General features: G+C 61.2%; 24 protein-coding genes. 11 read left to right on the top strand and 13 right to left on the bottom strand.

What is annotated here, in order from left to right:
* Positions 1 to 241: 241 nt before the first annotated feature.
* Positions 242 to 952: a GAP family protein gene (locus tag HMPREF2807_RS03395; protein WP_070510511.1), complete on the bottom strand. Its 711-nt coding sequence runs from the start codon at positions 950 to 952 to the stop codon at positions 242 to 244.
* 182 nt (positions 953 to 1,134) lie between these two features.
* Between HMPREF2807_RS03395 and HMPREF2807_RS03385 the strand changes: the two genes are divergently transcribed.
* On the top strand, positions 1,135 to 1,746 hold the full coding sequence (locus HMPREF2807_RS03385; protein ID WP_046647280.1) for a TetR/AcrR family transcriptional regulator: 612 nt from the start codon (positions 1,135 to 1,137) through the stop codon (positions 1,744 to 1,746).
* 102 nt (positions 1,747 to 1,848) lie between these two features.
* On the opposite strand, the gene HMPREF2807_RS03380 is transcribed toward HMPREF2807_RS03385, so the two are convergent.
* From HMPREF2807_RS03380 to HMPREF2807_RS03360, 5 genes are read right to left on the bottom strand one after another with little or no spacing between them, the layout of a single operon-like run.
* Positions 1,849 to 2,331 (bottom strand): mycothiol transferase, encoded by a 483-nt coding sequence (locus HMPREF2807_RS03380; protein WP_046647282.1) that lies wholly within the window; start codon positions 2,329 to 2,331, stop codon positions 1,849 to 1,851.
* A gap of 18 nt (positions 2,332 to 2,349) precedes the next feature.
* On the bottom strand, positions 2,350 to 3,477 hold the full coding sequence (locus HMPREF2807_RS03375) for an aminotransferase class I/II-fold pyridoxal phosphate-dependent enzyme (protein WP_070510507.1): 1,128 nt from the start codon (positions 3,475 to 3,477) through the stop codon (positions 2,350 to 2,352).
* Positions 3,478 to 4,116 carry a DUF3239 domain-containing protein gene (locus HMPREF2807_RS03370; RefSeq protein WP_049154135.1) on the bottom strand — a complete coding sequence of 213 codons (639 nt, stop codon included), beginning with the start codon at positions 4,114 to 4,116 and terminating at the stop codon, positions 3,478 to 3,480. It lies immediately after the preceding gene.
* Positions 4,117 to 4,120: 4 nt separating this feature from the next.
* Positions 4,121 to 5,758, bottom strand: coding sequence for a DNA repair helicase XPB (locus tag HMPREF2807_RS03365; protein WP_049154137.1), 1,638 nt, complete (start codon positions 5,756 to 5,758; stop codon positions 4,121 to 4,123).
* A 36-nt stretch (positions 5,759 to 5,794) separates the two neighbouring features.
* The gene (locus tag HMPREF2807_RS03360; RefSeq protein WP_070510505.1) at positions 5,795 to 7,897 is read right to left on the bottom strand and encodes a helicase-associated domain-containing protein; all 2,103 of its coding nucleotides are present in this window, start codon (positions 7,895 to 7,897) and stop codon (positions 5,795 to 5,797) included.
* Positions 7,898 to 7,997: 100 nt separating this feature from the next.
* On the opposite strand from HMPREF2807_RS03360, the gene HMPREF2807_RS03355 reads away from it, so the two are divergent.
* Positions 7,998 to 8,183: a hypothetical protein gene (locus HMPREF2807_RS03355; protein WP_010187772.1), complete on the top strand. Its 186-nt coding sequence runs from the start codon at positions 7,998 to 8,000 to the stop codon at positions 8,181 to 8,183.
* A gap of 129 nt (positions 8,184 to 8,312) precedes the next feature.
* Here HMPREF2807_RS03355 and HMPREF2807_RS03350 read toward each other — a convergent pair whose 3' ends face one another.
* Positions 8,313 to 8,915: a TetR/AcrR family transcriptional regulator gene (locus HMPREF2807_RS03350; RefSeq protein ID WP_232751611.1), complete on the bottom strand. Its 603-nt coding sequence runs from the start codon at positions 8,913 to 8,915 to the stop codon at positions 8,313 to 8,315.
* A gap of 173 nt (positions 8,916 to 9,088) precedes the next feature.
* Here HMPREF2807_RS03350 and HMPREF2807_RS03345 point away from each other — a divergent pair, with 173 nt between their 5' ends.
* A complete protein-coding gene (locus tag HMPREF2807_RS03345) occupies positions 9,089 to 9,982 on the top strand; it encodes an SNG1 family protein (RefSeq protein WP_232751609.1) in 894 nt (297 codons plus the stop codon).
* A 100-nt stretch (positions 9,983 to 10,082) separates the two neighbouring features.
* On the opposite strand, the gene HMPREF2807_RS03340 is transcribed toward HMPREF2807_RS03345, so the two are convergent.
* Positions 10,083 to 10,721 carry a resuscitation-promoting factor Rpf1 domain-containing protein gene (locus HMPREF2807_RS03340; RefSeq protein WP_070510501.1) on the bottom strand — a complete coding sequence of 213 codons (639 nt, stop codon included), beginning with the start codon at positions 10,719 to 10,721 and terminating at the stop codon, positions 10,083 to 10,085.
* Positions 10,722 to 11,248: 527 nt separating this feature from the next.
* Between HMPREF2807_RS03340 and HMPREF2807_RS03335 the strand changes: the two genes are divergently transcribed.
* Positions 11,249 to 11,629, top strand: coding sequence for a cold-shock protein (locus tag HMPREF2807_RS03335; protein WP_070510499.1), 381 nt, complete (start codon positions 11,249 to 11,251; stop codon positions 11,627 to 11,629).
* Positions 11,630 to 11,792: 163 nt separating this feature from the next.
* Here HMPREF2807_RS03335 and HMPREF2807_RS03330 read toward each other — a convergent pair whose 3' ends face one another.
* The gene (locus tag HMPREF2807_RS03330) at positions 11,793 to 12,374 is read right to left on the bottom strand and encodes a DUF2771 domain-containing protein (protein ID WP_070510496.1); all 582 of its coding nucleotides are present in this window, start codon (positions 12,372 to 12,374) and stop codon (positions 11,793 to 11,795) included.
* A gap of 11 nt (positions 12,375 to 12,385) precedes the next feature.
* Positions 12,386 to 13,237 (bottom strand): glutaminyl-peptide cyclotransferase, encoded by an 852-nt coding sequence (locus HMPREF2807_RS03325; protein ID WP_083306670.1) that lies wholly within the window; start codon positions 13,235 to 13,237, stop codon positions 12,386 to 12,388.
* Positions 13,238 to 13,302: 65 nt separating this feature from the next.
* Between HMPREF2807_RS03325 and HMPREF2807_RS03320 the strand changes: the two genes are divergently transcribed.
* The 3 genes from HMPREF2807_RS03320 (at position 13,303) to HMPREF2807_RS03310 (ending at position 16,326) form a co-directional block, all read left to right on the top strand.
* Positions 13,303 to 13,932: a DUF3027 domain-containing protein gene (locus HMPREF2807_RS03320; protein ID WP_369816135.1), complete on the top strand. Its 630-nt coding sequence runs from the start codon at positions 13,303 to 13,305 to the stop codon at positions 13,930 to 13,932.
* Positions 13,933 to 14,056: 124 nt separating this feature from the next.
* Positions 14,057 to 15,460, top strand: coding sequence for an NCS2 family permease (locus HMPREF2807_RS03315; protein WP_070510493.1), 1,404 nt, complete (start codon positions 14,057 to 14,059; stop codon positions 15,458 to 15,460).
* Positions 15,461 to 15,504: 44 nt separating this feature from the next.
* Positions 15,505 to 16,326, top strand: coding sequence for a TrmH family RNA methyltransferase (locus tag HMPREF2807_RS03310; RefSeq protein ID WP_070510491.1), 822 nt, complete (start codon positions 15,505 to 15,507; stop codon positions 16,324 to 16,326).
* Here HMPREF2807_RS03310 and HMPREF2807_RS03305 read toward each other — a convergent pair.
* The 3 genes from HMPREF2807_RS03305 to serC form a co-directional block, all read right to left on the bottom strand.
* A complete protein-coding gene (locus HMPREF2807_RS03305; RefSeq protein WP_070510489.1) occupies positions 16,278 to 17,108 on the bottom strand; it encodes a DUF6928 family protein in 831 nt (276 codons plus the stop codon). The genes HMPREF2807_RS03310 and HMPREF2807_RS03305 overlap by 49 nt on opposite strands.
* Before the next feature lie 6 nt (positions 17,109 to 17,114).
* Entirely contained in the window at positions 17,115 to 18,299 is a 1,185-nt protein-coding gene (gene sepH / locus HMPREF2807_RS03300) for a septation protein SepH (RefSeq protein ID WP_070510487.1), read from the bottom strand.
* Positions 18,300 to 18,454: 155 nt separating this feature from the next.
* Positions 18,455 to 19,585 (bottom strand): phosphoserine transaminase, encoded by a 1,131-nt coding sequence (gene serC / locus HMPREF2807_RS03295; protein ID WP_070510485.1) that lies wholly within the window; start codon positions 19,583 to 19,585, stop codon positions 18,455 to 18,457.
* Positions 19,586 to 19,736: 151 nt separating this feature from the next.
* Between serC and HMPREF2807_RS03290 the strand changes: the two genes are divergently transcribed.
* The 4 genes from HMPREF2807_RS03290 (at position 19,737) to HMPREF2807_RS03275 (ending at position 23,363) form a co-directional block, all read left to right on the top strand.
* A complete protein-coding gene (locus tag HMPREF2807_RS03290) occupies positions 19,737 to 21,029 on the top strand; it encodes a citrate synthase (protein WP_083306669.1) in 1,293 nt (430 codons plus the stop codon).
* A 128-nt stretch (positions 21,030 to 21,157) separates the two neighbouring features.
* A complete protein-coding gene (locus tag HMPREF2807_RS03285; RefSeq protein WP_010187736.1) occupies positions 21,158 to 21,514 on the top strand; it encodes an FKBP-type peptidyl-prolyl cis-trans isomerase in 357 nt (118 codons plus the stop codon).
* A gap of 174 nt (positions 21,515 to 21,688) precedes the next feature.
* Positions 21,689 to 22,546, top strand: a complete 858-nt coding sequence (locus HMPREF2807_RS03280; protein WP_070510483.1) for an aldo/keto reductase — start codon at positions 21,689 to 21,691, stop codon at positions 22,544 to 22,546.
* A 472-nt stretch (positions 22,547 to 23,018) separates the two neighbouring features.
* Entirely contained in the window at positions 23,019 to 23,363 is a 345-nt protein-coding gene (locus tag HMPREF2807_RS03275; protein WP_070510480.1) for a DUF485 domain-containing protein, read from the top strand.
* The last annotated feature ends 1 nt before the right edge of the window (position 23,364 follow it).

The raw sequence follows: 23,364 nt of genomic DNA, 5'->3' as shown, positions 1-23,364 counted from the left end.
TAGGGACGCGAGATGAGAAGCCAATGGGTCATCAAAACTACAAGAGGAGAGTAATAGGGAGACAATACTAGTGAACCCTATCCGCGCCATCATGCGTTTCATTAACATAACCTCCTTCTCGTGCCTATCCTAGGAAAGTGTAGATAGCAGTCCAATGCTAGCCCAGAGGGCGCACTGGTTCAGAGCAGAAGCTTCAAGGAGCTCTTCAATCGACGATACCGCTCAAGGTTTAACCTGACACTTAACCGATCAATCCGAGCCCTTGTGCACTCGATGCCGCCATGTAGCCTCCCACAATTGCCGCGATCCACAGCAACGTCACTTTCGTTTCATACTCCAGCCGACGGATGGCGCGCTCCAGACGAGGAAAAATAGCCGGCCCCGCTGCGCCTGCAATGACGGCCACAAGAATTGCCGGTAGGACCATGATGATGCAGTACCCCGCAATAATCGCGACCTTGCCGCTAAACCCGAATGACATGGTCTGGATAATTCCCATTGCGCCTAGGTAGGGCAACATCGTCGCAGCCTCGACAACGGCAGCACCTAGCGCAAGCCCCACCATGCCGGTCGCACTCAATGACGCACTTCGTGCAAGGCGAGAAGCCCGACTCTTCGACACCTCGCCGTTGGTGGTCCGCGTGGCCGCGGGCTTTTTGGGGTTTGGCGAGAACACACCGAAGATGAAAAGCCCCGCGCCCAGAACGAGCGTCACCCACTGGAACCAATCAGTCTCGCTTACGCCAGAAAGCCTCGATACTGCCGCATCGAACCCTAATAGAAGCGCAATACCAAGGCCGCAGTAGGCCGTGGCGATCGTAGCGAGATAGGTGCTCAATAGGACTAAACGTACTCGTCGCCAGATAACAATCAGTGCAATAGGAATGACAAGGGTTCCTGCACTCAAACTATCTACGAGTGCAAGGCCAGCAAGGGGAAGGAAGTCTGACATGGAATTCTCCAGTAGTCGGGTGTTTGCGGGGAGGTTGACCTTAGATTCGCAAGAGGCCCCAATCCAGCTTCATACGTTTGTATTAATCGCGGGCTTGGTACGATTGTACGAGGCGCAATGCGCGAGTGCAACTACACTTATGAATGGCTCATCGCATCTGAGCTACGCAAGATTGGAGCTCCATGTCCGTTGATCGCAACACACCCATCACCGGCACCGCCGCAGTGATCGCTGATGCTGCCATTCGAGTGATGGTCAGCCAGGGTCTCGATGCCCTGAGCGTGCGCAACGTCGCCACTGAGGCTGGCGTTGCGCCTGGGACTGTCCAGTACCAGATGGGTAAACGGGACGACATCATCGCGAAAGCTTTTGTCAGGTCGTTGCAGCGCCAGGAGTCGCGGGCCCTTACTCAAACCGATGCGACGGATTTTCACGCGGCGTTCCACGGTCGCCTGGCTGAACTCTTGCCAATTGGACCTGTCCAGCGCGAGGATTCCGCTGTGTGGGTCATAGTGGGAGCTGCTGCCTCGACGCGCGAATGGCTGGCTGACTTATACGACGCCGAGGTGACGAAGTTTCGGGCGCGCGTGTCTGAAGGTCTCGAAGCAGCGCAACGTTTCGGAAAGCTGGCCCGAGGACTGTCTCCTGAGCAAGGTGCTCGTCTTGTCACTGCACTGGTCAACGGGCTGACGATCGACTACCTCAATGCTCCTGTGGACTCGGCGAAGCAGTTGTTGGCAGACCTTGCTTCGGGACTCGCGCTGATTGTAGAACCCGGTTCTCCTAAAGACTAGGACGGTACTGGGGCTGGAGGTGCAGCATGCCCCTTCATTCTCAGGAAGTCCTCTAACCCATGTCAGCGCGGAGGCACTGTGCCAGTCACCGGCGTGTGGATGTTAATCGACGGGTGAAAGCTCGAGTATCTCGCAAACGGCATCCATGTGTCCGGCGTGCCTGGATACTTCGGCCAGTAGATGGGACAACACCCAGTCGACAGTGGGGTGCCTGCCGTCCTCGTCAGCTTGGGATGCAGGCTCTCCCGGTGGATACGTTGCAAGCAAAGACAAGGCATCTTCCCACTCCTGTCGAAGGGCATCGACGAAGGTCTCGACTGTGACCTCGGGATCCGTGTTCCAGTCTTCATGTGGAGAGTCATCGGTCCACGGGACCGGAAGATCAGCGCCTACCACAACATTTGCGATCCAAAACCGGATGACGTACCGCTGATGGTTCAGAAGCCCCGCAACGGTCCAGCGACTACGAAGGGGAACGTGTGTCACGCCTGAGCGATCTACCTGAATGGCCATGTCGACGATCGAGTCGAGTTGGCGCTGGATCTGATCAGTCAGCTCGGAATAGGACTTTGGTGTGGTGGGCATGTGCAGGAGCCTGAATTCTTAGGACTCTGCAGTTAGACGCCGCACGGCCTCGCGGATGACCTCGGGGCGCTTGCAGAAGGCAAAGCGCACCTTGTGCTGCCACGGTTCCGGGTTGTCCGTGAAGGCGGCCAGCGGGATGGCGGCTACGCCCTTTGTTTCGGGCAGCTGCATGCAGAAATCGATGCCGTTTAAACCGGTAGAGGAGATATCGGCAACCACGTAGTAGGTGCCGCCGGTGTCATGCACGTGGAATCCCAGCTGCTTGAGGCCCTCCACAAGGATGCTGCGGCACTCTGCAAGCTCAGACACCATGCCGTCCAGCCATTCCTGTTCATAGCGCAGTGCATGGGCCACGGCCGGCTGGAAGGGCGTGGTGGAGACGAAGGTGGTGAATTGCTTGGCTTTGATGACGCCGTCGAGAAGCTTTGGCTCCGCGATGGCCCAGCCGGTCTTCCACCCGGTGCAGTTGAAAGACTTGGCGGCAGATGACACCGTGACGGTGCGCTCAGCCATTCCCGGCAGGGAGGCGATGCTGACGTGGTCGGTGCCGAAGGTGAGGTTTTCGTAGACCTCGTCAGCTAATACGAGGAGGTTCTTTTCCACGCAGAGCTCGGCGAGCTCGGTGAGTGCTTCGCGGGAGAAGACCGAGCCGGTCGGGTTGTGCGGGGTGTTGATGATGACCATGGCGGTCTTGTCCGTGATGGCTGCGCGCACGGCATCGACGTCGATGTCCCAGCTGTTGCCGGATTCTTTCAAGGGGACGGGGATGCGGGTGGCGTCGGCAAGCGCGATGGCGGCGATGTAGGCGTCGTAGTAAGGCTCGAGGACAATGACTTCGTGTCTGGGCTCCACTAGGCCAAGCACCGTGGCGGTGATGGCCTCGGTGGCACCGGCGGTGACTACGACGTGATCCTGCGGCACGGAGTAGGTCTCCGCGATGGCGTCGACCAGGTCTGGGACCCCGCGTAGGGGAGCGTATTGGTTGTTGCCGCCGGCGATATTCTCCTGGGCAATCTCCAGCATGCGCTGCGGGCCGTCGCTATCGGGGAAACCCTGGCCAAGGTTCACCGCGTCATTCTCCACGGCAAGGGCGGTCATGGTGGCGAAGATGGTTTCGCCAAATTCTTGTAGTCTCTCAACAGTCATTTAGAGCACCAATAGATCGTATTTCGTAGCCTTCACATCGGTCAGACGCTTGCGTGCGCGCTCGAGGCGCTGCCACTGATCCTCCGGAATGGACTTGCGGGCAATCGTCACGGTTTCCGCATCCGGGGTGCCCCAGGCAATCGGCATGGGAGTGATCTGCTGCCAGTGGTCTTTATCGCTTGAGCTGCGCTGGCCGGAGACCGCGGCCACCGGGACCTTGGTGCCCACGGTGCGCTTAATACCCGGGATGTTGCTGACGGTGCGCAGGCACGCGCCCCACCGCGGCGGTGCCTTCGGGTCAACGTTGGTATTTACCAAAGCCATGAGGACCATGTCGCGCTCGTTGACCTCCGCGACGACCGCGGGGGCTAGCGGATAGGAGTCGTAGAGCTTCTGGGCCGAGCCAACCTTGCTCGAAGCCAAGACACCGATGACGGCGCAAAAGATGCCGAAGAGCGCCATACCGACCGCCAGCGTGATGCGCCAGACGGCGTCGATTCCAAAATAGACGGCAATCGCGCCGATAATAAGCACGAGGCCCATGACGAGGCCGGAGTTGCGCAGGCGTGAGGAATCACGCAGGAGCTCGTTGTTCTTCTTGGCAAAGTCTTCGTTGACTTCAAACTTGAAAATCTTCATCAGCTCACAAGTCTACTTCGTCCACCAGCCGGTAGGCATAACCTTGCTCGGCCAAAAAGCGCTGGCGGTGCATGGCGTATTCCGCGTCGATCGATTCGCGCGCCACGAGAGTGTAGAAGGTGGCCTCCTGCCCGTCCTTCTTCGGGCGCAGCAGGCGGCCCAAGCGCTGCGCCTCTTCCTGGCGGGAACCAAAGGTGCCGGAGACCTGGATGGCCAGGGCAGCCTCGGGAAGGTCGATGGAAAAATTCGCCACCTTGGACACCACGAGGGTGGCCAGCTCGCCCTCGCGGAATTGCTGGAAGAGCTTTTCGCGCTTGGCGGTGGAGGTCTTGCCGTCGATTACCGGTGCGTTGAGGTGCTCGCCGAGCTCCTCCAGCTGGTCCACGTAGGCGCCGATGATCAGTGCCTGCTGGCCTGCATGTTTCTTCAGCAGCTTGTCGACGGCCCGCAGCTTCGCGCCTGCCGATGCCGCAATCCGGTAGCGCTCCCGAGCTTGTGCGGTGGCATAGAGCAGGCGCTCCTCCTGCGTCATGTCCACGCGCACCTCGACGCAGTCCGCGGTGGCGATATAGCCGGCGGATTCCAGTTCTTTCCACGGTGCGTCATAACGCTTGGGGCCGATGAGCGAAAAGACATCGCCCTCGCGGCCGTCCTCGCGGATCAGCGTGGCGGTCAGTCCCAAGCGGCGGCGCGATTGCAGGTCGGAGGTCATGCGGAAGACCGGGGCGGGCAAGAGGTGGACTTCGTCGTAGATGATAAGGCCCCAGTCGTGGGAATCGAAGAGTTCGAGCGCGCGGTATTCGCCCTTGGTCTTGCGCGTGACCACTTGGTAGGTGGCGATGGTGATGGGCTTGATCTCTTTCTTCTCACCCGAGTACTCACCAATTTCCTCCGGCATCAGGCTGGTGCGGCGCAATAGTTCATCGCGCCATTGGCGCCCGGCCACGGTGTTGGTCACCAGGATGAGCGTGGTGGCCTGTGCTTTGGCCATGGCGGCAGCACCCACGATGGTTTTGCCCGCGCCACAGGGCAGGACCACGATGCCGGAGCCACCGGACCAGAAGGATTCGGCGGCATACTGCTGATAATCCCGAAGCTCCCAGTCCACCTCCTCCGTGCTCAGCGCGATGGGGTGGGATTCGCCGTCGACGTAGCCGGCGCGGTCATCGACGGGCCAGCTGGCTTTGAGCAGCTCTTGTTTGAGCCGCCCGCGCGCGGAGGGTGGCACGGCGATGGTGTTGTCGTCAATGCGCGGGCCCAGAAGCTCGCTGACTTTCTTGGTGCGCGTGAGCTCCTCTAGGATGACGGGCTCGTCCGATTCGAGGATGAGACCGTGGGCTGGGTGGGCCAGCAGGCGCACGCGGCCGTAGCGCGACATGGTCTCGGCGACGTCGATCAGCAGCGCCTGCGGCACCGGGAAGCGGGAGTAGTTCTCCAGAACGTCGACGACTTGCTCGGCATCGTGCCCGGCGGCGCGGGCATTCCACAGGGCTAGTGGGGTGATGCGGTAGGTGTGAATGTGCTCGGGCGCGCGCTCCAGCTCGGCAAAAGGCGCGAGGGCTGCGCGTGCCTCGTTGGCTTGCGGGTGATCCACCTCGAGGAGGACGGTCTTGTCCGATTGGACGATGAGTGGTCCGGGCATGATGAGGCCTTTCTACTCTGGGCGTCAGGGAAAGATTTAATCCCTGTCGGCAAAGCGGACGGAGGAAATGCGGTGAACTGGGAAGCGCACGGGTTTGCCCGCTGAGCCTAGGGCATCAATGTAGCCGCCCTCAACGGAGAGTGGTGTCACGGTCACGGTGCGGATATCGCCGCTCTTATCGGCATAGGAAATCACGATATCGGCGTGGAAGCGCGCGGCGGCACGGGCGAGGGTGAGGGGATCTGGTTCCTCTTCCTTCTGCGCGCTGGGATTCTGTGCTGATTGCCGCAAGGCCTGCACAGCGTCATCCACCGAGGCGGGCTTGCGCTTGCGGGGCTTAGTGCGTGGCGTGGGCAAAAGGTAAGGCTCGGGGGCGACGGCCAGGGAGGCGCCGGATTCATCCTCCGCAGTGGGGGAGAGGCCCTTGGCGCGTAGTTTCTCCAGCAGCTCGCCCACGCGCAGCTGGGATACCGCCACGGTGGGCGCGAGCAGGCGCAGGCCGGGGACTGAGGCGACGGCGAGTTCCAACAGCGCGGGGTCCTCGCTGCGGAGGTAGGAGAGCGCAGGACCACTGCGGAGGGTGCCATGGCGCTTGGCGACGTCCCCGATGGCAAACCCCAACGCCTGCGGCACGCCCGTCGGGGAATGCTTTTCCAAGAAGTCGGTCATTTCCTGGGTGGTGAGGCCCTGGTCCATGCCGCGGCGGATGGTGGACTCACTGATGCGGTACACGCTGGCTAGGCCCGGGGATTCGAGGTCTGCTAAGGATGCGAGGGTGCGGTGTGTGTCTGGCTCAAGGGGGCCGGGCACGAGGACGGTGAGGTCCTGCTGGATGATGAACTCGCTGACCGTCTCAGGAACGAGGCTGGTGGCCGCAGCGGAATCTCCCAGCACGCGGGTGGCCTTGCCCAGTGCCACCGCGCCGATCCATTCGGCTTCGGCGCGCAGCTTCTCGATGGTCAGCGTGCGCGTGTGGCTGGCAAAAAGTGGGGAGCGAAAGCGCAGGTCTTCCCAGAACTCCTCGTCGTCCAGCGCGACTGCGGAGTGTGCATAGACGCCGAGGACGAAGGCACGAAAGTGCGGCAGGCGGCGCACAATACTGTCTTCTGCGAGCACCCGGGTCTCAGCCCAACTGGCCCAAGGGGAGGTGCGCCAGGCATCGAGAAGAATGCGCCACTTCTCCCCGAGATCGGCCTCGAGCCAGTCTTGGGACCCGGTGGTCGGGGCGAGGAAGTGTCCTTCCAGGCCATCCGGCTCGCCGCGGTGGAGAAGCCTGGCGTGGTGGCCCAAACAGATGAGTCGCGCGACCTCCTCCTTCTCCAGAGCGAGATCCTTGGCCAGCTGGTTGAGGGGGCGAACGCCGACCGAAGAATCCTTGAGCAGCGCTACCGGATGGCTTCCAAGCAACTCGATGAGCCGCTCCATGCCCCGCACGGCTTCCAGGCCAGCTGCGGCACCGGCGTCATCCGCCTTGGTATCCGGCTCCGGGGTGCCGGCACGCCCCGAGGGAGTGGTGGGAATGGGCGGGGTGGTATCACCAGCCAGCAGACGGGCAAGCGAGTGCGGCAGGCGCACCGAGTGCGCGTTGATACGCTCCAAGAAGCCCTTGGCCAGCAGGCGCTTGGCGGGATCCTCGGAGTTGATGTCTGGCTCGGTGTCGGTGGTATAGCCCATGCCGTCGCTAGCGCTTAAGGCATCGAGGACTCGGCGCTCTTCGGGAGCAAGTGTGGCTAAGTCCTTTTCATTGAACTCGACTTGGTTGCGCAGCGACCAACCGGTGGGAAGCGAGCCCATGACGGTGGTGACGATGCGCACCTGCGGGGCATCGCCGAAGACGAGGCCGCGCTCCTTGAGCTGCCGTGTTACTTCAGGGTTGGTGTCTTCCACCATGTTGACCTCGCCGCCGCGGTGGGCGATGTCCTCCAAGGCAGCTAGCTGCTCGGCATTGCTTGCTGCTAAGGCATCCGCGACGTGCATCGGAAGTGTCAGACGCGAGGCCAGCGCGTCGAAGTCCTTCGGTGCGGGGGAGAGAACATCGCTGCGGTTGCTCAGTAGGGCGCGTAGGTCCTCATCGGGCAACTGGCTGAGCCAGTCGCGGTAGCTCTCAGTGACGCGGGCGCGGTTGGAGGGGGTGGTCATAATGACGATCAAGCTTAGTAGTTAGTAGGCGGGGGAGGCGTGGGGCCCTCGTTGGGTGAATAAGTTACTTTTTGCCGCGGGGTTTGGAATAATGAGAAGCATGTCGAACGAGAACAAAGGCTTCGTATCCCCGGCTTGGCCGAAGAACAGCCCCCGCGAGCACGCTATTACTGAACTTACTGCACCTTTTGCTGGTGCTTCCAGCCCGTACGGTGACGACCTGATTCTGCCGATGCCGGCAGAAAAGCTCAACTACGTTCACCCGTACACCCGCATCAACCGCTAAGTAGGCGCGCAGAAAACTGCGCTTTGCTCAGCGGATGTGCCGAGCCTGACCGGCTTGCTTTCAGCCCCTCCGAGAATGTTCTCCTCGGTGGGGCTATACGTGTTTGTGCTGAATGCTTTTGTTCCGGCGTTAGTCGGCACGGGCTTGGGCTTTAAAGCCGTCGAGCAGGGTATCGATGAGTCGGGTTTGAATTTCTGAAAGACGCTCGATGTTCGCCAGTGCTCCGGGCGCCGGGCGGGTGATGAGACCGATATCGATGTGGAGTTCGAGTGGGGTGAGGGACTCGGGGCAGAGGCCCGCTTGTCGCGCGGGTTCGATAATCGGTTGGTAGATCGACTTCAGTTCAGCTGTGCGTTGAGCGGCGACCTTCTGCACGTCATTGTCTGAGAATGAGGCAGTATTCACCTCGGCTGCCGCTGCTTGAACAACCGCGGCGAAGTTAAGGCTGGCGATCCGATGAATAATATCGCGCCAGGTGCCTTCGGGATCCTCGTCGAAACCTTGTAGGTGGCTGTCCACCTCTTCTTTGATGTGTGCTACCTCCGCGCCGGTGACGGCATCGATGAGGGAGAGCCGTTCGGGGAAGTGGCGTGAGACCGTGGCAACGCCCACGCCGGCCTTCTTGGCGATGGAGCGCATGGACGCGCCCGGTCCCTCGCTGATGAGCAGCTGCCTGGCTGCTGCGACGATGGCCTGCTTGTTTTCTGCTGCAGCTTGTCTCACAGCTTGCATCATATCAAACGGAACACTATGCTCCACTTTGTAAGTGAAACACCCTGTTCCGTTTGGAGGTTAGAAGTGTCAGCGGTGAAAAGTCAGGAAGGAAAGCAGCCATCGGTTGCTGTGAAATCGATAGTTGCCATTGTGGGGATCCCCGTCGTCATCGGCCTTATGCTGTGGGCGTTTTGGCGCCCACCTTTGCGTCGGGTCCGGCTGGCGTTCCGGTTGCCATTTCGGCGCCGGAGCCCATGCTCGAAGGCATCTCGCAGAAGATTGAGAGTGCGGCGGGGGATGAGGCCCCGGAGATCGTCGTGAAGCACAGCGAGGCCGAGGTGCGCGACGCGGTGCTGCAGCGTGAAGCTGTTGGTGGACTGGTCATCTCCCCGCAGGGCGCGAGTGCGCTCACCGCTGCGGGAAATGGTGCTCCCTACGTGACGATGATTGATGGCCTCGCTGGCCAGCTTGAAGCACAAGGAATGTCCGTAAAGAAGCAGGAGCTGGCGCCGACGACGAAGGAGGACCCGCAGGCGAGCGGAATCACTCTACTTGGCCTGCCGCTGGCTTTTGGTGGCATTATTTCCGCTGTCATTGCCACCTTTGCATTTCGTGGCAAGAAATGGGTCAAGCTGGGGGTTCTCGTTGGTATTGCGCTTTTCGGCGGGCTCGTTGCTACGTGGATGCTGCACTCCGTCTATGGAACCCTCGGTGGCAGCTTCGCTGCCGAGTGGATGGCTATCGCGGCGGGCATCCTTGCGACGTCTGCGGTGACTGCAGGCCTTGCGGGGGTGATGGGTGCCGCGGGTATTGGAATCGGTGCCGTGCTGACTATCTTCTTAGCGAACCCGCTGTCGGGTCTGGCAACCGGCCCGTGGCTGCTGCCTACCGGGTGGTCGACGCTGGGGCAGTGGATGCCCATCGGCGCGACGGGTCACCTAGTCCGCTCGCTGTCCTTCTTTGATGGGCAAGGCTTCGGCCATGCGTGGTGGTCGCTAGGGCTGTGGATTGTTGTTGGCCTAGTGTTGCTGGCCTGTGATCGGTCGCGCGCTAAGGAAGACGCTGCCGTTGAGGAAAAGGCTTAGTCAAAACTAAAAGAGGCTGGATGGAGAAAACCATCCAGCCTCTTTTGTGTAGTTAAAGCTTTGCCTTTATGTGCTCAGCTTGCACGGCGCGGCGCGCTGCTTAGCGTGCAGCCAGAACCTGTGCCAGCGGGTCGATGACGTGGCGGTTAGCGGAGTAGAAGGCGTTGAAGTCGTGGCGGTTGGCCTTGTACTGCTCGGTGAAGGAAGCCGGGATGGTCAGGCCGTACTGGGTAGCGGTGTCCTCGATGAGGGTGTAGAGGGCATCGGAAGCCAGCTCGTCGGTGGGTTCCTCGGCAGCCTCTTGGACAGCCTGCGGTGCTTCGGCCGGAGCCTGCGGTGCAGCCGGTGCCGGAGCGGCGTTGACGTTGCGCGGGGTCGGGGCGGAGTTCAGGCCCAGGCTAGCGGAGCAAGCCGGCCATGCGCCCCAGCCTTGCTGTGCCAGGGTGCGCTCAGCAACAGCGATCTGCTGCTCACGGGTAGCCAGGTTGGCGGTTGGAGCGAATTCGCCGCCGCCGTATGCCTGCCAGGTCTGAGCGTTGAACTGCAGACCGCCGTGGTAGCCGTTGCCGGTGTTGATGGCCCAGTTGCCGCCGGACTCGCACTGTGCGAGGCGGTCCCAATCGGAATCCGGTGCAGCGGCAGCGTTCGGTGCCATGATGGCTGCGGCGGCGCCCACGGCAACAGTGGAGGCGGCAAACTTGGTGGCGATGGACTTGTTCTTAGCGGAGTGGCGTCCCATTAAAGTATTCCTTCTCTAGGTTGTTCTTGCTTTCTCGCGCCCAGATGATGCCCAGTCCGGCATATGGTTTTGCAATTGATGTTCATGTTCATGCACATCATGTATGGCCGCCGTGTGGAAGCCCGGACTGTGTTTGGGGCGAGACTTCCACGGCCGGCGGCCGAAGTGCCTGAGGGAGAGAGTAGCGGTTTATAACGAAACAGTCACGTTAAATGGCCCAAAACGGTAACGAAAGTGCCGATTCCTCTGCGTTTCCCCTGTTCGCGCCGTATATGTTAGCTACATCACATATGTAACGGGTGTGGTTGCTGGGGTGATATCTATCGTGGGTTTCTTTGTCGGGAGTCGGAGGGTTAAAATGTATCTCTTTAAAAGTTCCACGGATAGTTCCTCCGCGCGGCCGCATGAATTCGGATCACGCTTCGCCGCGCTTCCTCGTCCCAAGACTGGCGGAGCCTAAAAGCCTGGTGCCTGGCAGCGCCTAAGCTTTGAAAGAGGAGAGACGGAAAGAAAGTGAGTGAAGAGCCATGCCTATCGGCAAAGTGAAGTGGTATGACGCGGACAAGGGCTTCGGCTTTGTCAGCAACCCCGGCGATGAAGACGTCTATGTTGGTCGCAATGTGCTGCCCAAGGGCGTTGATGAGCTGTACCAAGGCCAGCGCATCGACTTCGATTTCGCGGCTGGCCGCCGTGGCCCGCAGGCGCTGCGCGTGAAGGTGCTGGATGCTCCGCGCCGCCGCACCCCGGCCCGCAAGCCGGAAGAGCTGGCGAGCATGCTCTCCGACGTCATGACACTACTTGAGACCCAGGTGCAGCCGGTGCTGAGCCAAGGACGCTATCCGGAGCGCAAGACTGGCCGCCAAGTTGCCGAGATTCTGCGCGCTATTGCCAAGGACTTGGATAGCTAAGCGCCTAGAGGCTTAGGTCTAAACCTACAAAAGGGTCTAAACCTGCAAAAGTGCCCTAGTTGCCAAAAGTTGGGCTGATTTTTCAATGATCAGTCCGAAGTTTGGCAACTAGGGCACTTTGTCGTTTGTGTAGGCGCGTGGGGCAGCGCGCGCCGCAGCGCTGCTACTTCTCAGCTGGAGCTTCGCCCGTGGCCTTGGACTCCTTGAGCTCCTCATCCGTCATGGTGGACAGTGACCATACCGTGTGCATTGGGGTCTCTTCGCCGTTGGCATCTTGGCCAATCATGAGGGTAGAGATTTCCACCACCATCAACTTCGGGCGTTCACCGGTGGAGGCTTCAATCGGCGGCACAGAGCCGGGGATCTCCAGCGAGGTGGTCTCGTTGGCGCCGTGAGAGGTGCTGTCATTAGCAGCCGGGTCATCGTAAATCGAAAGCACCGACCACTCATGGTTGGAGATGGCTTCGGGGATCTCCAATTTCAAGGTGTCATCGGGACCCACCGTCAGGTTAGGTACGTCGCCTTCTTCGCAGTCGGTGCCGGGCTCGCAGACGATATAGGGCGCGACCTCCAGTGTCTCATCACCTACCGTGGCAGTGATGGTGACGTCTTTCGGGTCGGGACCCGGGCGGTCATTCCACCACTTTTGGAACATCACCACCGCCACGACAATGACTGCCACGGCGATAATGAGCGCCAGAAATTGCAGCAGTGACTTCTTCCTTGCTTGCTTCACGGTAGCCATGGCTGAAAATCCTACTCGAAGCGCACCCGGTACAGCTCATTCCATAGCTTGCCGGTGATCCAGAACTCGTCTGTGCTCGGGATATGGGCAATGCCGTTGAGGACCGCGTTGGGATCTGCAGAGGGAACGTGGTTGAGGTTCGCGGTATCAATGACCGCAGTGACCACGCCAGATTCCGGGTCGATGCGCAGGATATCCTCGCTCATCCACACATTGGCATAGACCGCACCATCGACGCACTCAAGCTCGTTGAGGTTGTCCACGGGGGAGCCGTCGAGGGTGACCTCGGTGCGTGGGCCGAGCTCCTCGAAGGTTACTGGGTCGAGATGGCGCAGTGTGGCGGAACCATCGGACATGATGAGCTCGGAACCCGCGTTGCACAGGCCCCAGCCCTCGCCGTCATGGGTTGCGCGGTCGAGCTCGTCGAAGGTTTCGGGATCTCGGAGGAAAGCCGTACCGGATTTCCACGTCAGCTGCCAGATGCCGGCGTCGGTCTGAGTGATACCCTCGCCGAAGAATGAGCTCTCGAGCGCGATTTCTTCCGACGGGGTTTGCGCCCCCGGCTCAAGGCGCAGCAATCGAGACTTCCCTTTCAGTCCAGTGCCGATCAGCAGGTTGCCGGCGGGGTCGACCTCCAAGCCTTGGGTGAAGGTATCGGGAGGCAGCGGCGCGGTGTCGAGGACGGTGACGCCGAGGCGCTCTGGGGAGCTTGCGCTTGGCGACGCCCCACCCGTCCCCGTAGACGAGGAAGCGTCCTCGCGCGCGGGGTGAGAAGAGCATGACGCTAAGGGCGCGAGCAGTGTGGCAGCGGAGAGGGCAGCAGCAAGCGCGCGGAGGGCGCGGGCGGTGTGGGGGAGAGGCATGACTGTCATTGTGCACTATGGCGCGGTACGTGATTAATAATGGGAGAGTGACTCGCAAGAAAAAGATGCATTCCCCGCTTCTCGATTCGACGGCTGTCAACCTGGCGCGCCGGGCCGTGGAAGAGGTAGGTGAGGGGGACGTCGGCAAGCACCGCGGCGTTGCCGGAGTAGGCCGCAACGTGGCCACCCACCGTTTTGATGCGCACGTGCCGGGCTATCCGGGGTGGGAGTGGCATGCCGTCGTTGCCTGTGCGGAAGGCTCGCGCACGCCGACCGTCAACGAGGTCGCGCTCGTTCCCGGCGGTCAGGCCCTTCAAGCGCCGGAATGGGTTCCTTATTCCGAGCGCCTGCGCCCAGGAGACCTGGGCCCGGGCGACCTTATGCCGCCCGCACCCGATGACGAAAGGCTTGATGATGGGAAACTTTCCGAAGCGGGCATCAAGGAGGCCAAGGATCGCTGGCGCAAGAAGTATGGGCCTAATTCGGACATGGCGGCCCAAGCCCAGCTGCAGTGCAAAACCTGTGCTTTCTATCTCGAGTTGATGCCCAACTTTGGCGTCTGTGCCAATGAATACTCGGCGGATGGAAAAGTGGTGCACGCCACCTATGGCTGTGGTGCGCATTCCGGCACGACCATCCGTGAGGAGGGATCGGAGCAGGAGCGCCCCTTCGATGATGAAAAGCCTATCTATTAGAAGGTGCTCTTCTCCCCGCACGCAGCAGCGATGCCGCGTGCGGGGTTTGCGTTTTAGTGCCTGGATGGAGCACCCTTAGCAGGTAAAACTTCATTTCTCTAGATAGAAGGGGCGCTCTCTCACGATGAACGCAGCTATCGATCGCTATTTCAAGATTTCCGAACGCGGATCCACCGTAGGAACTGAGGTCCGCGCCGGCGTGGTCTCGTTCTTCGCGATGGCCTACATCATCCTCCTCAACCCTCTCATCCTGGGCACGTCCGCTGACGCTGCCGGCACCACCCTGGGCATCCCGCAGGTCGCCGCCGCCACCGCCTTGGTAGCAGGTGTCATGACCATCGCCTTCGGCATGATTGCTCGCTACCCGTTCGCCATGGCTGCGGGCTTGGGCATGAATACCTTCGTGGCCGTGACTATGGTTTCCCTCAACGGCCTGGAATGGCGCGAGGCCATGGGCCTCGTCGTCATTGAAGGCATCATCATCGTCCTGCTGGCCATCTCTGGCTTCCGCCAGGCGGTCTTTGACGCCATCCCGGCCTCCATGAAAGCCGCGATGGGCGTCGGTATCGGCATGTTCATCGCGCTCATCGGTTTCGTGGACGGCCACTTCGTCACCCGCGTGCCGGATGCCGCGATGACCACCGTCCCGGTGAGCCTGGGCGTTAACGGCTCGATCGCTACGTGGCCGGCCTTCGTCTTCGTCGTGGGCCTGATTCTCTCCGCCTTCTTCGTCATCCGTCGAGTACGCGGCGGCCTGTTCATCGGCATCGTCATCACCACCATCATCGCCATGATCATTCAGGCCTTTACCGGTTCCGAGGACTGGGGCATGGCCACCCCGGAGGTGCCCAGCTCCCTGGGCGGGCTGCCGGACCTGTCGATTGTGGGCCAGGTCGATCCGATTAGTGCCTTCACCAAGCTGGGCGTGGTCTCCACCGTGCTGCTCATCTTCACGCTGCTGCTCACCAACTTCTTCGATGCCATGGGCACCATGAACGGCCTGGGCAAGCAGGCCAACCTCGTGGATGAGAAGGGCAACCTTCCGGAGATGAAGACCGCCCTGGTGGTTGAGGGCTTTGGTGCCGTCGCCGGTGGTGCTGGTTCGGTCTCCTCCAACACCGTGTTCGCGGATTCGGCAGCTGGTATCGGTGACGGTGCCCGCACCGGCCTGGCCAACGTTGTCACCGGCATCATCTTCCTGCTGGCCATGTTCCTCACCCCGCTCTACGAGATCGTGCCCATTGAGGCAGCAGCACCCGTGCTCGTCATCGTCGGTGTGATGATGGCTGCACAGCTCAAGGACATCGAGTGGAACCGCATGGAAGAGGCCATCCCGGCCTTCCTCACCATCGTGGTTATGCCCTTTACCTACTCCATCGCCAACGGTATTGGCGTGGGCTTCATCGCTTATGCACTGATGGCCACCTTTGCCGGCAAGGCCAAGAAGGTGCACTGGATCATGTGGCTCGTGGCCGCTCTCTTCGTGGTCTACTTTGCCATGGAGCCCATCAGCTCGCTGCTGGGATAGCCCGCCTGGGTTGAGCTCTCAACCCTGCGCCTAAACTAGGGGCCATGCGTTTTGTCATCGATGACCCTACAGACCCTCGCCTGGACGATATCCGCGATCTCAAGCACGCGGATAAATCCGGCGAGGGTTTCGTCTTTGGTGAGGGCCCACTGTGCGTGGAGCGCCTGCTTGCCTCACGGTTCCCAGTACGCTGCATCATTGGCTTTGAAGGAAAGCTCGACACGTTCTTAGCGAACCACGATGTTGGCGATATCCCCGTCTATCAGGTCACTCGTGCCACCTTGGGGGAGGTCACCGGTTTCGACATGCACCGCGGGCTGGTTGCCGCGGCCGACCGCGCGGAAGCCTGGACCGTGGACGAGGTCATCGAGGGTGCTAGCACCCTGGCCATCATGGAAGGGGTGGGGGACCACGAGAACATCGGCTCGCTCTTCCGCAATGCCGCAGGCATGGATGTCGACGGCATCCTCTTAGGATCGGGGGCTGCGGATCCTCTCTACCGGCGCTCGGTGCGCGTGTCCATGGGTCACGTTCTGCGCTTGCCCTGGGCGCGTTTCGACGGCGGCTTTACCACCTGGCAGCGGGGTCTAGAGAAACTGCGCGAACAAGGTTTCAGGCTGGTGTCGCTGACCCCGCACCCAGACGCCGTGCATATTGCCGACGCCCTAGAAGGCGCAGACAAGGTAGCGCTGCTGGTCGGTGCGGAGGGGCCAGGATTGACCGAGCACGCCATGCGTGCGACCGATGTGCGCGCCCGCATTCCCATGGCCGAGGGCACGGATTCCCTTAATGTGGCGACGTCGGCAGCCATCGCCTTCTACGAGCGCCAGCGCTCCCAAAGGTTCCGCGAGGTCGATACCGCGTAGCGTCGCACCAGGCCGCCGAGGTGCTTGGCGGTGCGGATAATCTCCTCACCGGTAGATTCCGGCTCGAGGTCGTACTCTTCGTAGTCGTCATAGTCATTGAGCCCCAGCTTCGACACTGAGGTGGTGGCTACCTCGGCCACGCTGCGGCGCGGCGGGGGAGTATCGACCTTGGGCTCGGGGCGCCCGTCGGTGGCGTAGCCAACGACGTCCACGTCGGGGCCGTCCGCGCCGACCTCGATGCCCAACCAGAATTCCTGGGCCGCCTCGGTGATATTGAGTGGCTCAAAGGGAAGGGAAATCCCACCCACCGGCTCATCCATCTCCCCGGCCCAGAAAGGGGCCTCGAAGGTTTCGGGCAGACCATGGTCCTCGTAGAGGTTAAAACGCGTCCCGCACAACGAGCGGCGCAGGCGGCTGCCCGTCCAGTGGGCGAACCCGGCATAGCGAGTCTCCGGATTGGAGGCGAAGGCGTAGATTTCCGTGGCGGGCACGGCCTCGCGCAAGGTCCGGGACAGCTGGGAGAGAGTCAGCTGATCGTCGTGGATGATGGTTTGCACCACGGTCACACCGGGATAGCCGCCCACATAGAACTCGCTCGCGCCGGGCTCGGCGGAACGGTTGAGGGGGAATTGCCCAATGGGAGTCACCGGCAGTGCGGGATTGAGTTGAGCGATGAACTTGCGGCCGAAGCCGCGGTCGGCCTTAGGCTCACCGCGGAGGACCTCGGCGGGGTCGGCGGCGGTGACGTACCAGAGAGTGAGAACGGCGCTTTGAGTATCCACGGCAGGCTACTCGCGGGGGCGCTTAGTGGAGGAACGAACGCCGAGCAACACATCCTCCCAGTGCGGGGTGACGGCCTTGCGGCGGCGCTTGGTGGGCTTAGGTTCCGGATCCGGGTTCTGGAGGAAGTCCTCGTCCACCCCGGTGTCCTTCTCATCCGTCTGCTGTGTGGCCTCCTCGTTAGACGAGGCCGTGTCGGCATCGGCTGCGCTCTCGGCGGGGTGCTCCCCACCGTGCGGGGAGGGAAGAACGGAAGGCTCGGCGTACGCGCCGGCGTCTGCCTCGTTATTGGCGTCATCGCCGCCGGTGTAGGAGGACAGCTCCGTCACGCCAGGGGTACCGGCGCGTGCGGCTTCGTTGACCTCGCGGCCCTCGGCGTATTCCCGCCCGTCGATGGCTTCGTCGTAGCGCTCGCCGCGGCCCACGGAGGTCAGCGAACGCACCGGTTGCACGAAGTCCGGGTCGGTGAGGTCTGCGGCCACAGAGTTGCGTGCCTCCACCGTGGCCGGGGAGGACATGGTCTGCTTAAAGGTCCACTCCGCTTCGTTGGCGGACAGCCCAGTCTTCCACGTGATGCGCAGGATCCACGGTTCGCCTTGGTGGCGGTAGGCGTCCCACGTCGCCTCCGACAGGGAGTGCCCGCGCGCGGCAAAAGCGGTGGCCAGGATCTCCCACAGCGTGAGCTTGGCTGGGCCATCTTCGCGGATGGGGTGGGCCTGCTTGGCGACGTCCGCGATGCGCGCCCGCTCCAGCAGCACCGGGTGCGCGAAAGGTTCGATGCGGGATTCTGGAACCTCGAGCTCCTCGGCGATCTCCGCAGCGGAAGCACCGGCGCGGATGCGGGCTTGAATCTCGTTGGGGCGCAGGCGGATTTCTTGTGCCTGCGGTGCGGGCTGGCTCTGTGGGGAAGAAGGCGAGCCACCAGAGGCAGGCATGACGGTGCGCAGCCCGGTGGAGTGGTCTTGCTGCGCGGAGGCGGGGGAGGAGTCGCTTGCCTCCTCGTCGGTGCTTTCTGCGTCCTGCTCCGCCCCCTCGTTCTCGGAAGCGGGCTCGGTGGAATCAGCAGAATCGGCGGGAGCGAGAAGCTCGCGAAGCTCGTCGGTGACCTCGAGGAAGAACTCCTCACCATCCTCGGCCCGGAGGACGAGCGAGGTGTCAGTTGAGTCGCTGGGTGCGAGGAAAATCTCGCGCATGGTGGGCGCTCCTTAGCCTGGTAGCGGACATGTGATGAAGTCCACTTTACCCAGAACATGCCCCGAACTCTGGCAAGAGCGCGGGGCATGTTGTACGCGGCAACAAATAATTGCAACAAATGTTGTTGTGCGGCCTAATGGGTTTCGAGCGAATCCTAACGGTTGTCTAGGACGTAATCGATAGCCTTGGTGAGCTTGGTGACGTCCGCCGAATCGATCGCCGGGAACAGGCCCACGCGCAGCTGGTTGCGGCCGAGCTTGCGGTAGGGCTCGACGTCGAGAATGCCGTTGGCGCGCAGCGTGGCGGCGATAGCGGCGGCATCGACGCTGTCCTCGAAGTCGATGGTGCCCACCACGAGGGATCGTGCGGCAGGTTCGGCCACGAAGGGGGTGGCCTCCGGGCGGGATTCTGCCCAGTTGTACAGGATGGAGGAGTTCTCCGTGGTGCGCTTGACCATGCCGTCGAGACCGCCGTTGGCGTTCATCCACTTCACCTGGTCCTCCAGCATGAGGAGCGTGGCGACGGCCGGAGTGTTGTAGGTCTGGTTCTTGCGGGAGTTGTCTACCGCAGTCTGCAGGTTGAGGAAAGCCGGGATGAAGCGATCGGAGGAGTTGATCTTCTCGATGCGTTCCAGGGCTGCCGGGGACATAGCAGCCAGCCACAGGCCGCCGTCGGAGGCAAAGCACTTCTGGGGTGAGAAGTAGTAGACGTCAGCATCGGACATGTTGACTGGCAGGCCGCCGGCGCCCGAGGTGGCGTCGATGACAACAAGCTGCTCTGCGTTATCGGGGTTGGGGCGGGCTACCGGAACCATAGCGCCGGTGGAGGTTTCGTTGTGGGCCCAGGCGATGATGTCGGCGCCCTCGGCGTCGGCAGCCTTCGGGTCTGGGGCGGTGCCAACCTCGGCTTCGGTGACGAGCGGGGCGTCGAGCCAGGGGGCTCCGGCAGCGGCTTTAGCAAATTTAGAGGAGAATTCGCCGAAGCTTAGGTGCGCTGATTTCTTCTCAATCAGGCCGAAGGTTGCGGCGTCCCAGAAGGCGGTAGCGCCGCCCAGGGAGAGGACAATTTCATAGCCCTCTGGCAGCGCGAACAACTCGGAGAGCCCCTCACGGATGGAGCCGACGAGATTCTTGACGGCTGGCTTGCGGTGCGAAGTTCCAATGATGGTGTCAGCACCGGCGGTGATTGCCTCAATTTGGGCGGGACGGACCTTGGACGGCCCGCAGCCGAAGCGGCCGTCGGTAGGGAGGAGATCTGCTGGCAGGACGAGTTCTGAGTTGCTCATGTGGGCAGTGTAGCCTAGTTTCGTTCGCGCACTAGATACTTTGCCAGGATTGCCAATGTTGGCAGAGTCACAAGTTTTGCTAAAGTGTGAAGAGGTTTAGTCTTGTTGCGCCGGCCTTGGCCGGCGTTGAACATTGAGGAAAGGAAAACACGTGGCATCTGAAAACAACAAGGTTGTACTGCAGTACCCCGGTGGCGAGTACGAGATGGACATTAAGCAGTCCACGGAGGGTGACTCCGGCTTCGATATCGGCAAGCTCCGTAACGAGACCGGCCTCGTTACCTTCGACCCGGGTTATGCGGCTACTGGTTCCACCGAGTCCAAGATCACCTTTATTAACGGTGAGGAAGGCATCCTCCGTCACCGTGGCTACGACATCGCGGATCTCGCTGAGAACGCCACCTTTAACGAGGTGTCCTACCTGTTGATTAAGGGACACCTGCCGACCGAGGACGAGCTGTCGAAGTTCAACACTGATATCCGTCACCACACCCTGCTGGATGAGGATTTTAAGGCCGCCTTCAATATCTTCCCGCGCGACGCGCACCCGATGGCCGTTCTTGCCTCTTCCGTTAACATTCTCTCCGCTTACTACCAGGATCAGCTCAACCCGCTGGATGAGAAGCAGCTGGATAAGGCAACCGTCCGCCTGCTGGCCAAGGTGCCGATGCTGGCCGCTTACGCTTACCGTGCATCCCAGGGCAAGCCCTACATGTACCCGGATAACAAGCTGAACGCTCGCGAGAACTTCCTGCGCATGATGTTCGGTTACCCGACTGAGGAGTATGAGGTCGACCCGATCGTGGCCAAGGCTCTGGATAAGCTCCTTATCCTGCACGCTGACCACGAGCAGAACTGCTCCACCTCCACCGTTCGCATGATTGGCTCCGCGCAGGCCAACCTGTTCGTCGCCATCGCCGGTGGTATCAACGCCCTGTCCGGCCCGCTGCACGGCGGCGCGAACCAGGCCGTTCTGGAGATGCTTGAGGATATCCAGAACAACCACGACGGCGACGCCACCGACTTCATGAACCGCGTGAAGAACAAGGAAAAGGGCGTTCGCCTCATGGGCTTCGGCCACCGCGTGTACAAGAACTACGACCCGCGCGCGGCAATCGTCAAGGACACCGCACACGAGATCATCGATCACCTGGGCGGCGACCCGATGCTGGACCTGGCCATGAAGCTCGAGGAGATTGCGCTGAACGACGACTACTTCGTCTCCCGCAAGCTCTACCCGAACGTGGACTTCTACACCGGCCTCATTTACCGCGCCATGGGCTTCCCGACGGACTTCTTCACCGTCCTCTTCGCCATCGGCCGCCTGCCGGGCTGGATTGCTCAGTACCGTGAGCAGCTTGAGCTCAACACCAAGATCAACCGCCCGCGCCAGATCTACACCGGCGAGACCCTGCGCAAGGTCACCCCGCGCAGCGAGCGCTAAACAATAGCCCATACGCTGCATTTCTAGGGCCGAGCCCCACATCTCCCCTTATACTGGGGAGTGTTGTGGCTCGGCCCACGTGTATGCGGCCAGCAAAGAAGAAAACAGTCCAAGGAGGATAATCCCCAATGGAAAAGCCCGTAATTGAGCCGGCAACGGAGCCTGCTCCCCAGGACCTTGTCATCGAAGACATCGTGGTGGGTGACGGCGCCGAAGCCCAGCCGGGCGGCTTCGTTGAGGTCCACTACGTAGGTGTCGACTATGAGACGAACCAGGAGTTCGACTCTTCGTGGGGTCGTGGTCAGTCGATCGAGTTCCCGCTGACCGGCCTCATCGCCGGCTGGCAAGAGGGCATCCCGGGCATGAAGGTGGGCGGTCGCCGCAAGCTGGTCATCCCGCCGGAGAAGGCCTATGGCCCCGCCGGTGGTGCACACCCGCTGTCCGGCCGCACGTTGACCTTCGTTATCGACCTCATTCGTGCCTAAATCCAAAGCCTAAAGGAATGAAGGGATTGCCTCTGTCCTTCGGGCTGTCGACGCCCTGACCGTCCTGAGCGCCGCGCCTTGTGCGCAGTCGGTCAGGGCTTTGGCGCGTTAAGGGCTGTCCGTGCGAGTAGCGATGCCAGAATCTTGCCCCACAGCGCGCGGGAGTGCGGCACAATGGAAGTCATGAGTGTCCCACAAACCACGTTCAATGATGACCGCGAGATGCCCCTGCTGGGGCTTGGAACCTACAAGCTGCGCGGGGAGGATCTCGTCCGCTCCGTGCGTGAAGCAATCGAGCTGGGCTACCGCCACTTCGACACCGCTACCCTCTACGAGAACGAAGAAGAGCTGGGCCAGGCGTTGCATGACGCCATGAAGGCTGGCGACGTCACCCGCGATGAGCTCTTTATTACCAGCAAGGTTTGGCACGATCACCACGGTAAAGACAAGGTAGGCCAGGCCTTCCGTACATCCCTGGACAAGCTGCAGCTGGATTACCTCGACCTCTACCTCATCCATTGGCCCTGGCCGCAGGGCGGGCTGTACGTGGAGACCTTCGAGGAGATTGCCCGCATGCAGGGCATGGGGCAGATCGCGTCGATTGGCGTGGCTAATTTCTACGAGGAGACCCTGCAGACTCTGATCGATGAGACGGGTATCGTTCCGGTCCTCAACCAGGTGGAGTTGCACCCGGGCTTTACTCAGCCGGAGCTGCGTCAGTTCCACGACAACCACGGAATCGTGACGGAGGCGTGGTCCCCGCTGGCGCGCGGTGTGATCCTCAATAATCCCGAGGTCATCGCCGTCGCTGAGAAGCACGACATCACCCCGGGCCAGGCTGTGCTGGCGTACCTGTTGAGCAAGGGCATTTCCGTCATCCCGAAGTCCAGCCGCCGAGAGCGCCTAGCGGAGAACTTCGCGGCCGCGGAGGTGGAGCTTGTACCAGAGGATGTTGCCGCACTCGATGCGCTCGACGGTCAGGAAGGTTTTGGCCGCATGTTTAAGGATCCGCGTGAGTTCCCTGGCGCTTAAATAGCCGGGCACAGTCCCAGCGCGAGCGATAGAACCCGCCTTCCACGCTTTGCTTCTCCTTCACCATATTTTTCTTATTCCTTATAAATAGGGATAAATAGGGGAGGGGCGGAGCGGGGAAGGCGGGTTTTGTTGTGCCTTCTGGCAGTGGGCATGCAAGGGGGTGAGGGTGCTCTGAGGGGTGCCGCAGGGGGCGAAGATCTGCACAATGGCTGCGAAGTTTCGCTTTGCTAAATTAGATTCACTGTTTGGAGTTTCCTGTGGGGGTGTTGGCAACGCGATAGAAATCCCATGTCATCGCGGTGGTAGGGGGTAATAAAAGTGTGCGTTATTAACTTTTCTTGGCAGGATTTACAACCTTGCAAGAGAGGTTAGGTAACTTACTGGGCAAGGCAAAACGTGACTGAAGACACTGTAGTTAGTCTCTCACCGCGGTTTGTGGAGAAAAGATTCCCCTTGTAAGGAGAGCGACATGACTGACGCACCTGCTTCGATTGACTCGCGCCGCGAACCGACGCCGCAAGAGTTCGTCGAGATGCGCGATAGCTCGCAGTTTGCGAAGCTGCGCGGCACATACCGCAAGTTCACCTTCCCCATGACTGTGGCGTTCTTTGTGTGGTACGTCCTCTACGTGCTGGCCGCCGTTTTTGCGCCAGACTTCATGGCTATTGAACTTGGGGGAGGTTGGAACGTTGGCCTCATCTTCGGTCTGGCCCAGTTCCTGACCACCTTTATCATCACGTATATCTACGTCAATTACGCCAATAAGAACATCGAGCCGCAGGCGGCGGCTATTCGCCAGGAACTGGAGGGCTAAA

Source organism: Corynebacterium sp. HMSC074A09, from assembly GCF_001811545.1.
Lineage (GTDB): Bacteria > Actinomycetota > Actinomycetes > Mycobacteriales > Mycobacteriaceae > Corynebacterium > Corynebacterium hiratae.
This window is presented reverse-complemented; position numbering and strand designations above follow the sequence as displayed.

Coding starts and splice junctions, on each gene's coding strand:
- HMPREF2807_RS03395 (WP_070510511.1), bottom strand. CDS start 952: ATGTCAGACTTCCTTCCCCTTGCTGGCCTTGCACTCGTAGATAGTTTG.
- HMPREF2807_RS03385 (WP_046647280.1), top strand. CDS start 1,135: ATGTCCGTTGATCGCAACACACCCATCACCGGCACCGCCGCAGTGATC.
- HMPREF2807_RS03380 (WP_046647282.1), bottom strand. CDS start 2,331: ATGCCCACCACACCAAAGTCCTATTCCGAGCTGACTGATCAGATCCAG.
- HMPREF2807_RS03375 (WP_070510507.1), bottom strand. CDS start 3,477: ATGACTGTTGAGAGACTACAAGAATTTGGCGAAACCATCTTCGCCACC.
- HMPREF2807_RS03370 (WP_049154135.1), bottom strand. CDS start 4,116: ATGAAGATTTTCAAGTTTGAAGTCAACGAAGACTTTGCCAAGAAGAAC.
- HMPREF2807_RS03365 (WP_049154137.1), bottom strand. CDS start 5,758: ATGCCCGGACCACTCATCGTCCAATCGGACAAGACCGTCCTCCTCGAG.
- HMPREF2807_RS03360 (WP_070510505.1), bottom strand. CDS start 7,897: ATGACCACCCCCTCCAACCGCGCCCGCGTCACTGAGAGCTACCGCGAC.
- HMPREF2807_RS03355 (WP_010187772.1), top strand. CDS start 7,998: ATGTCGAACGAGAACAAAGGCTTCGTATCCCCGGCTTGGCCGAAGAAC.
- HMPREF2807_RS03350 (WP_232751611.1), bottom strand. CDS start 8,915: ATGCAAGCTGTGAGACAAGCTGCAGCAGAAAACAAGCAGGCCATCGTC.
- HMPREF2807_RS03340 (WP_070510501.1), bottom strand. CDS start 10,721: ATGGGACGCCACTCCGCTAAGAACAAGTCCATCGCCACCAAGTTTGCC.
- HMPREF2807_RS03335 (WP_070510499.1), top strand. CDS start 11,249: ATGCCTATCGGCAAAGTGAAGTGGTATGACGCGGACAAGGGCTTCGGC.
- HMPREF2807_RS03330 (WP_070510496.1), bottom strand. CDS start 12,374: ATGGCTACCGTGAAGCAAGCAAGGAAGAAGTCACTGCTGCAATTTCTG.
- HMPREF2807_RS03325 (WP_083306670.1), bottom strand. CDS start 13,237: ATGCCTCTCCCCCACACCGCCCGCGCCCTCCGCGCGCTTGCTGCTGCC.
- HMPREF2807_RS03320 (WP_369816135.1), top strand. CDS start 13,303: ATGCATTCCCCGCTTCTCGATTCGACGGCTGTCAACCTGGCGCGCCGG.
- HMPREF2807_RS03315 (WP_070510493.1), top strand. CDS start 14,057: ATGAACGCAGCTATCGATCGCTATTTCAAGATTTCCGAACGCGGATCC.
- HMPREF2807_RS03310 (WP_070510491.1), top strand. CDS start 15,505: ATGCGTTTTGTCATCGATGACCCTACAGACCCTCGCCTGGACGATATC.
- sepH (WP_070510487.1), bottom strand. CDS start 18,299: ATGCGCGAGATTTTCCTCGCACCCAGCGACTCAACTGACACCTCGCTC.
- serC (WP_070510485.1), bottom strand. CDS start 19,585: ATGAGCAACTCAGAACTCGTCCTGCCAGCAGATCTCCTCCCTACCGAC.
- HMPREF2807_RS03285 (WP_010187736.1), top strand. CDS start 21,158: ATGGAAAAGCCCGTAATTGAGCCGGCAACGGAGCCTGCTCCCCAGGAC.
- HMPREF2807_RS03280 (WP_070510483.1), top strand. CDS start 21,689: ATGGAAGTCATGAGTGTCCCACAAACCACGTTCAATGATGACCGCGAG.
- HMPREF2807_RS03275 (WP_070510480.1), top strand. CDS start 23,019: ATGACTGACGCACCTGCTTCGATTGACTCGCGCCGCGAACCGACGCCG.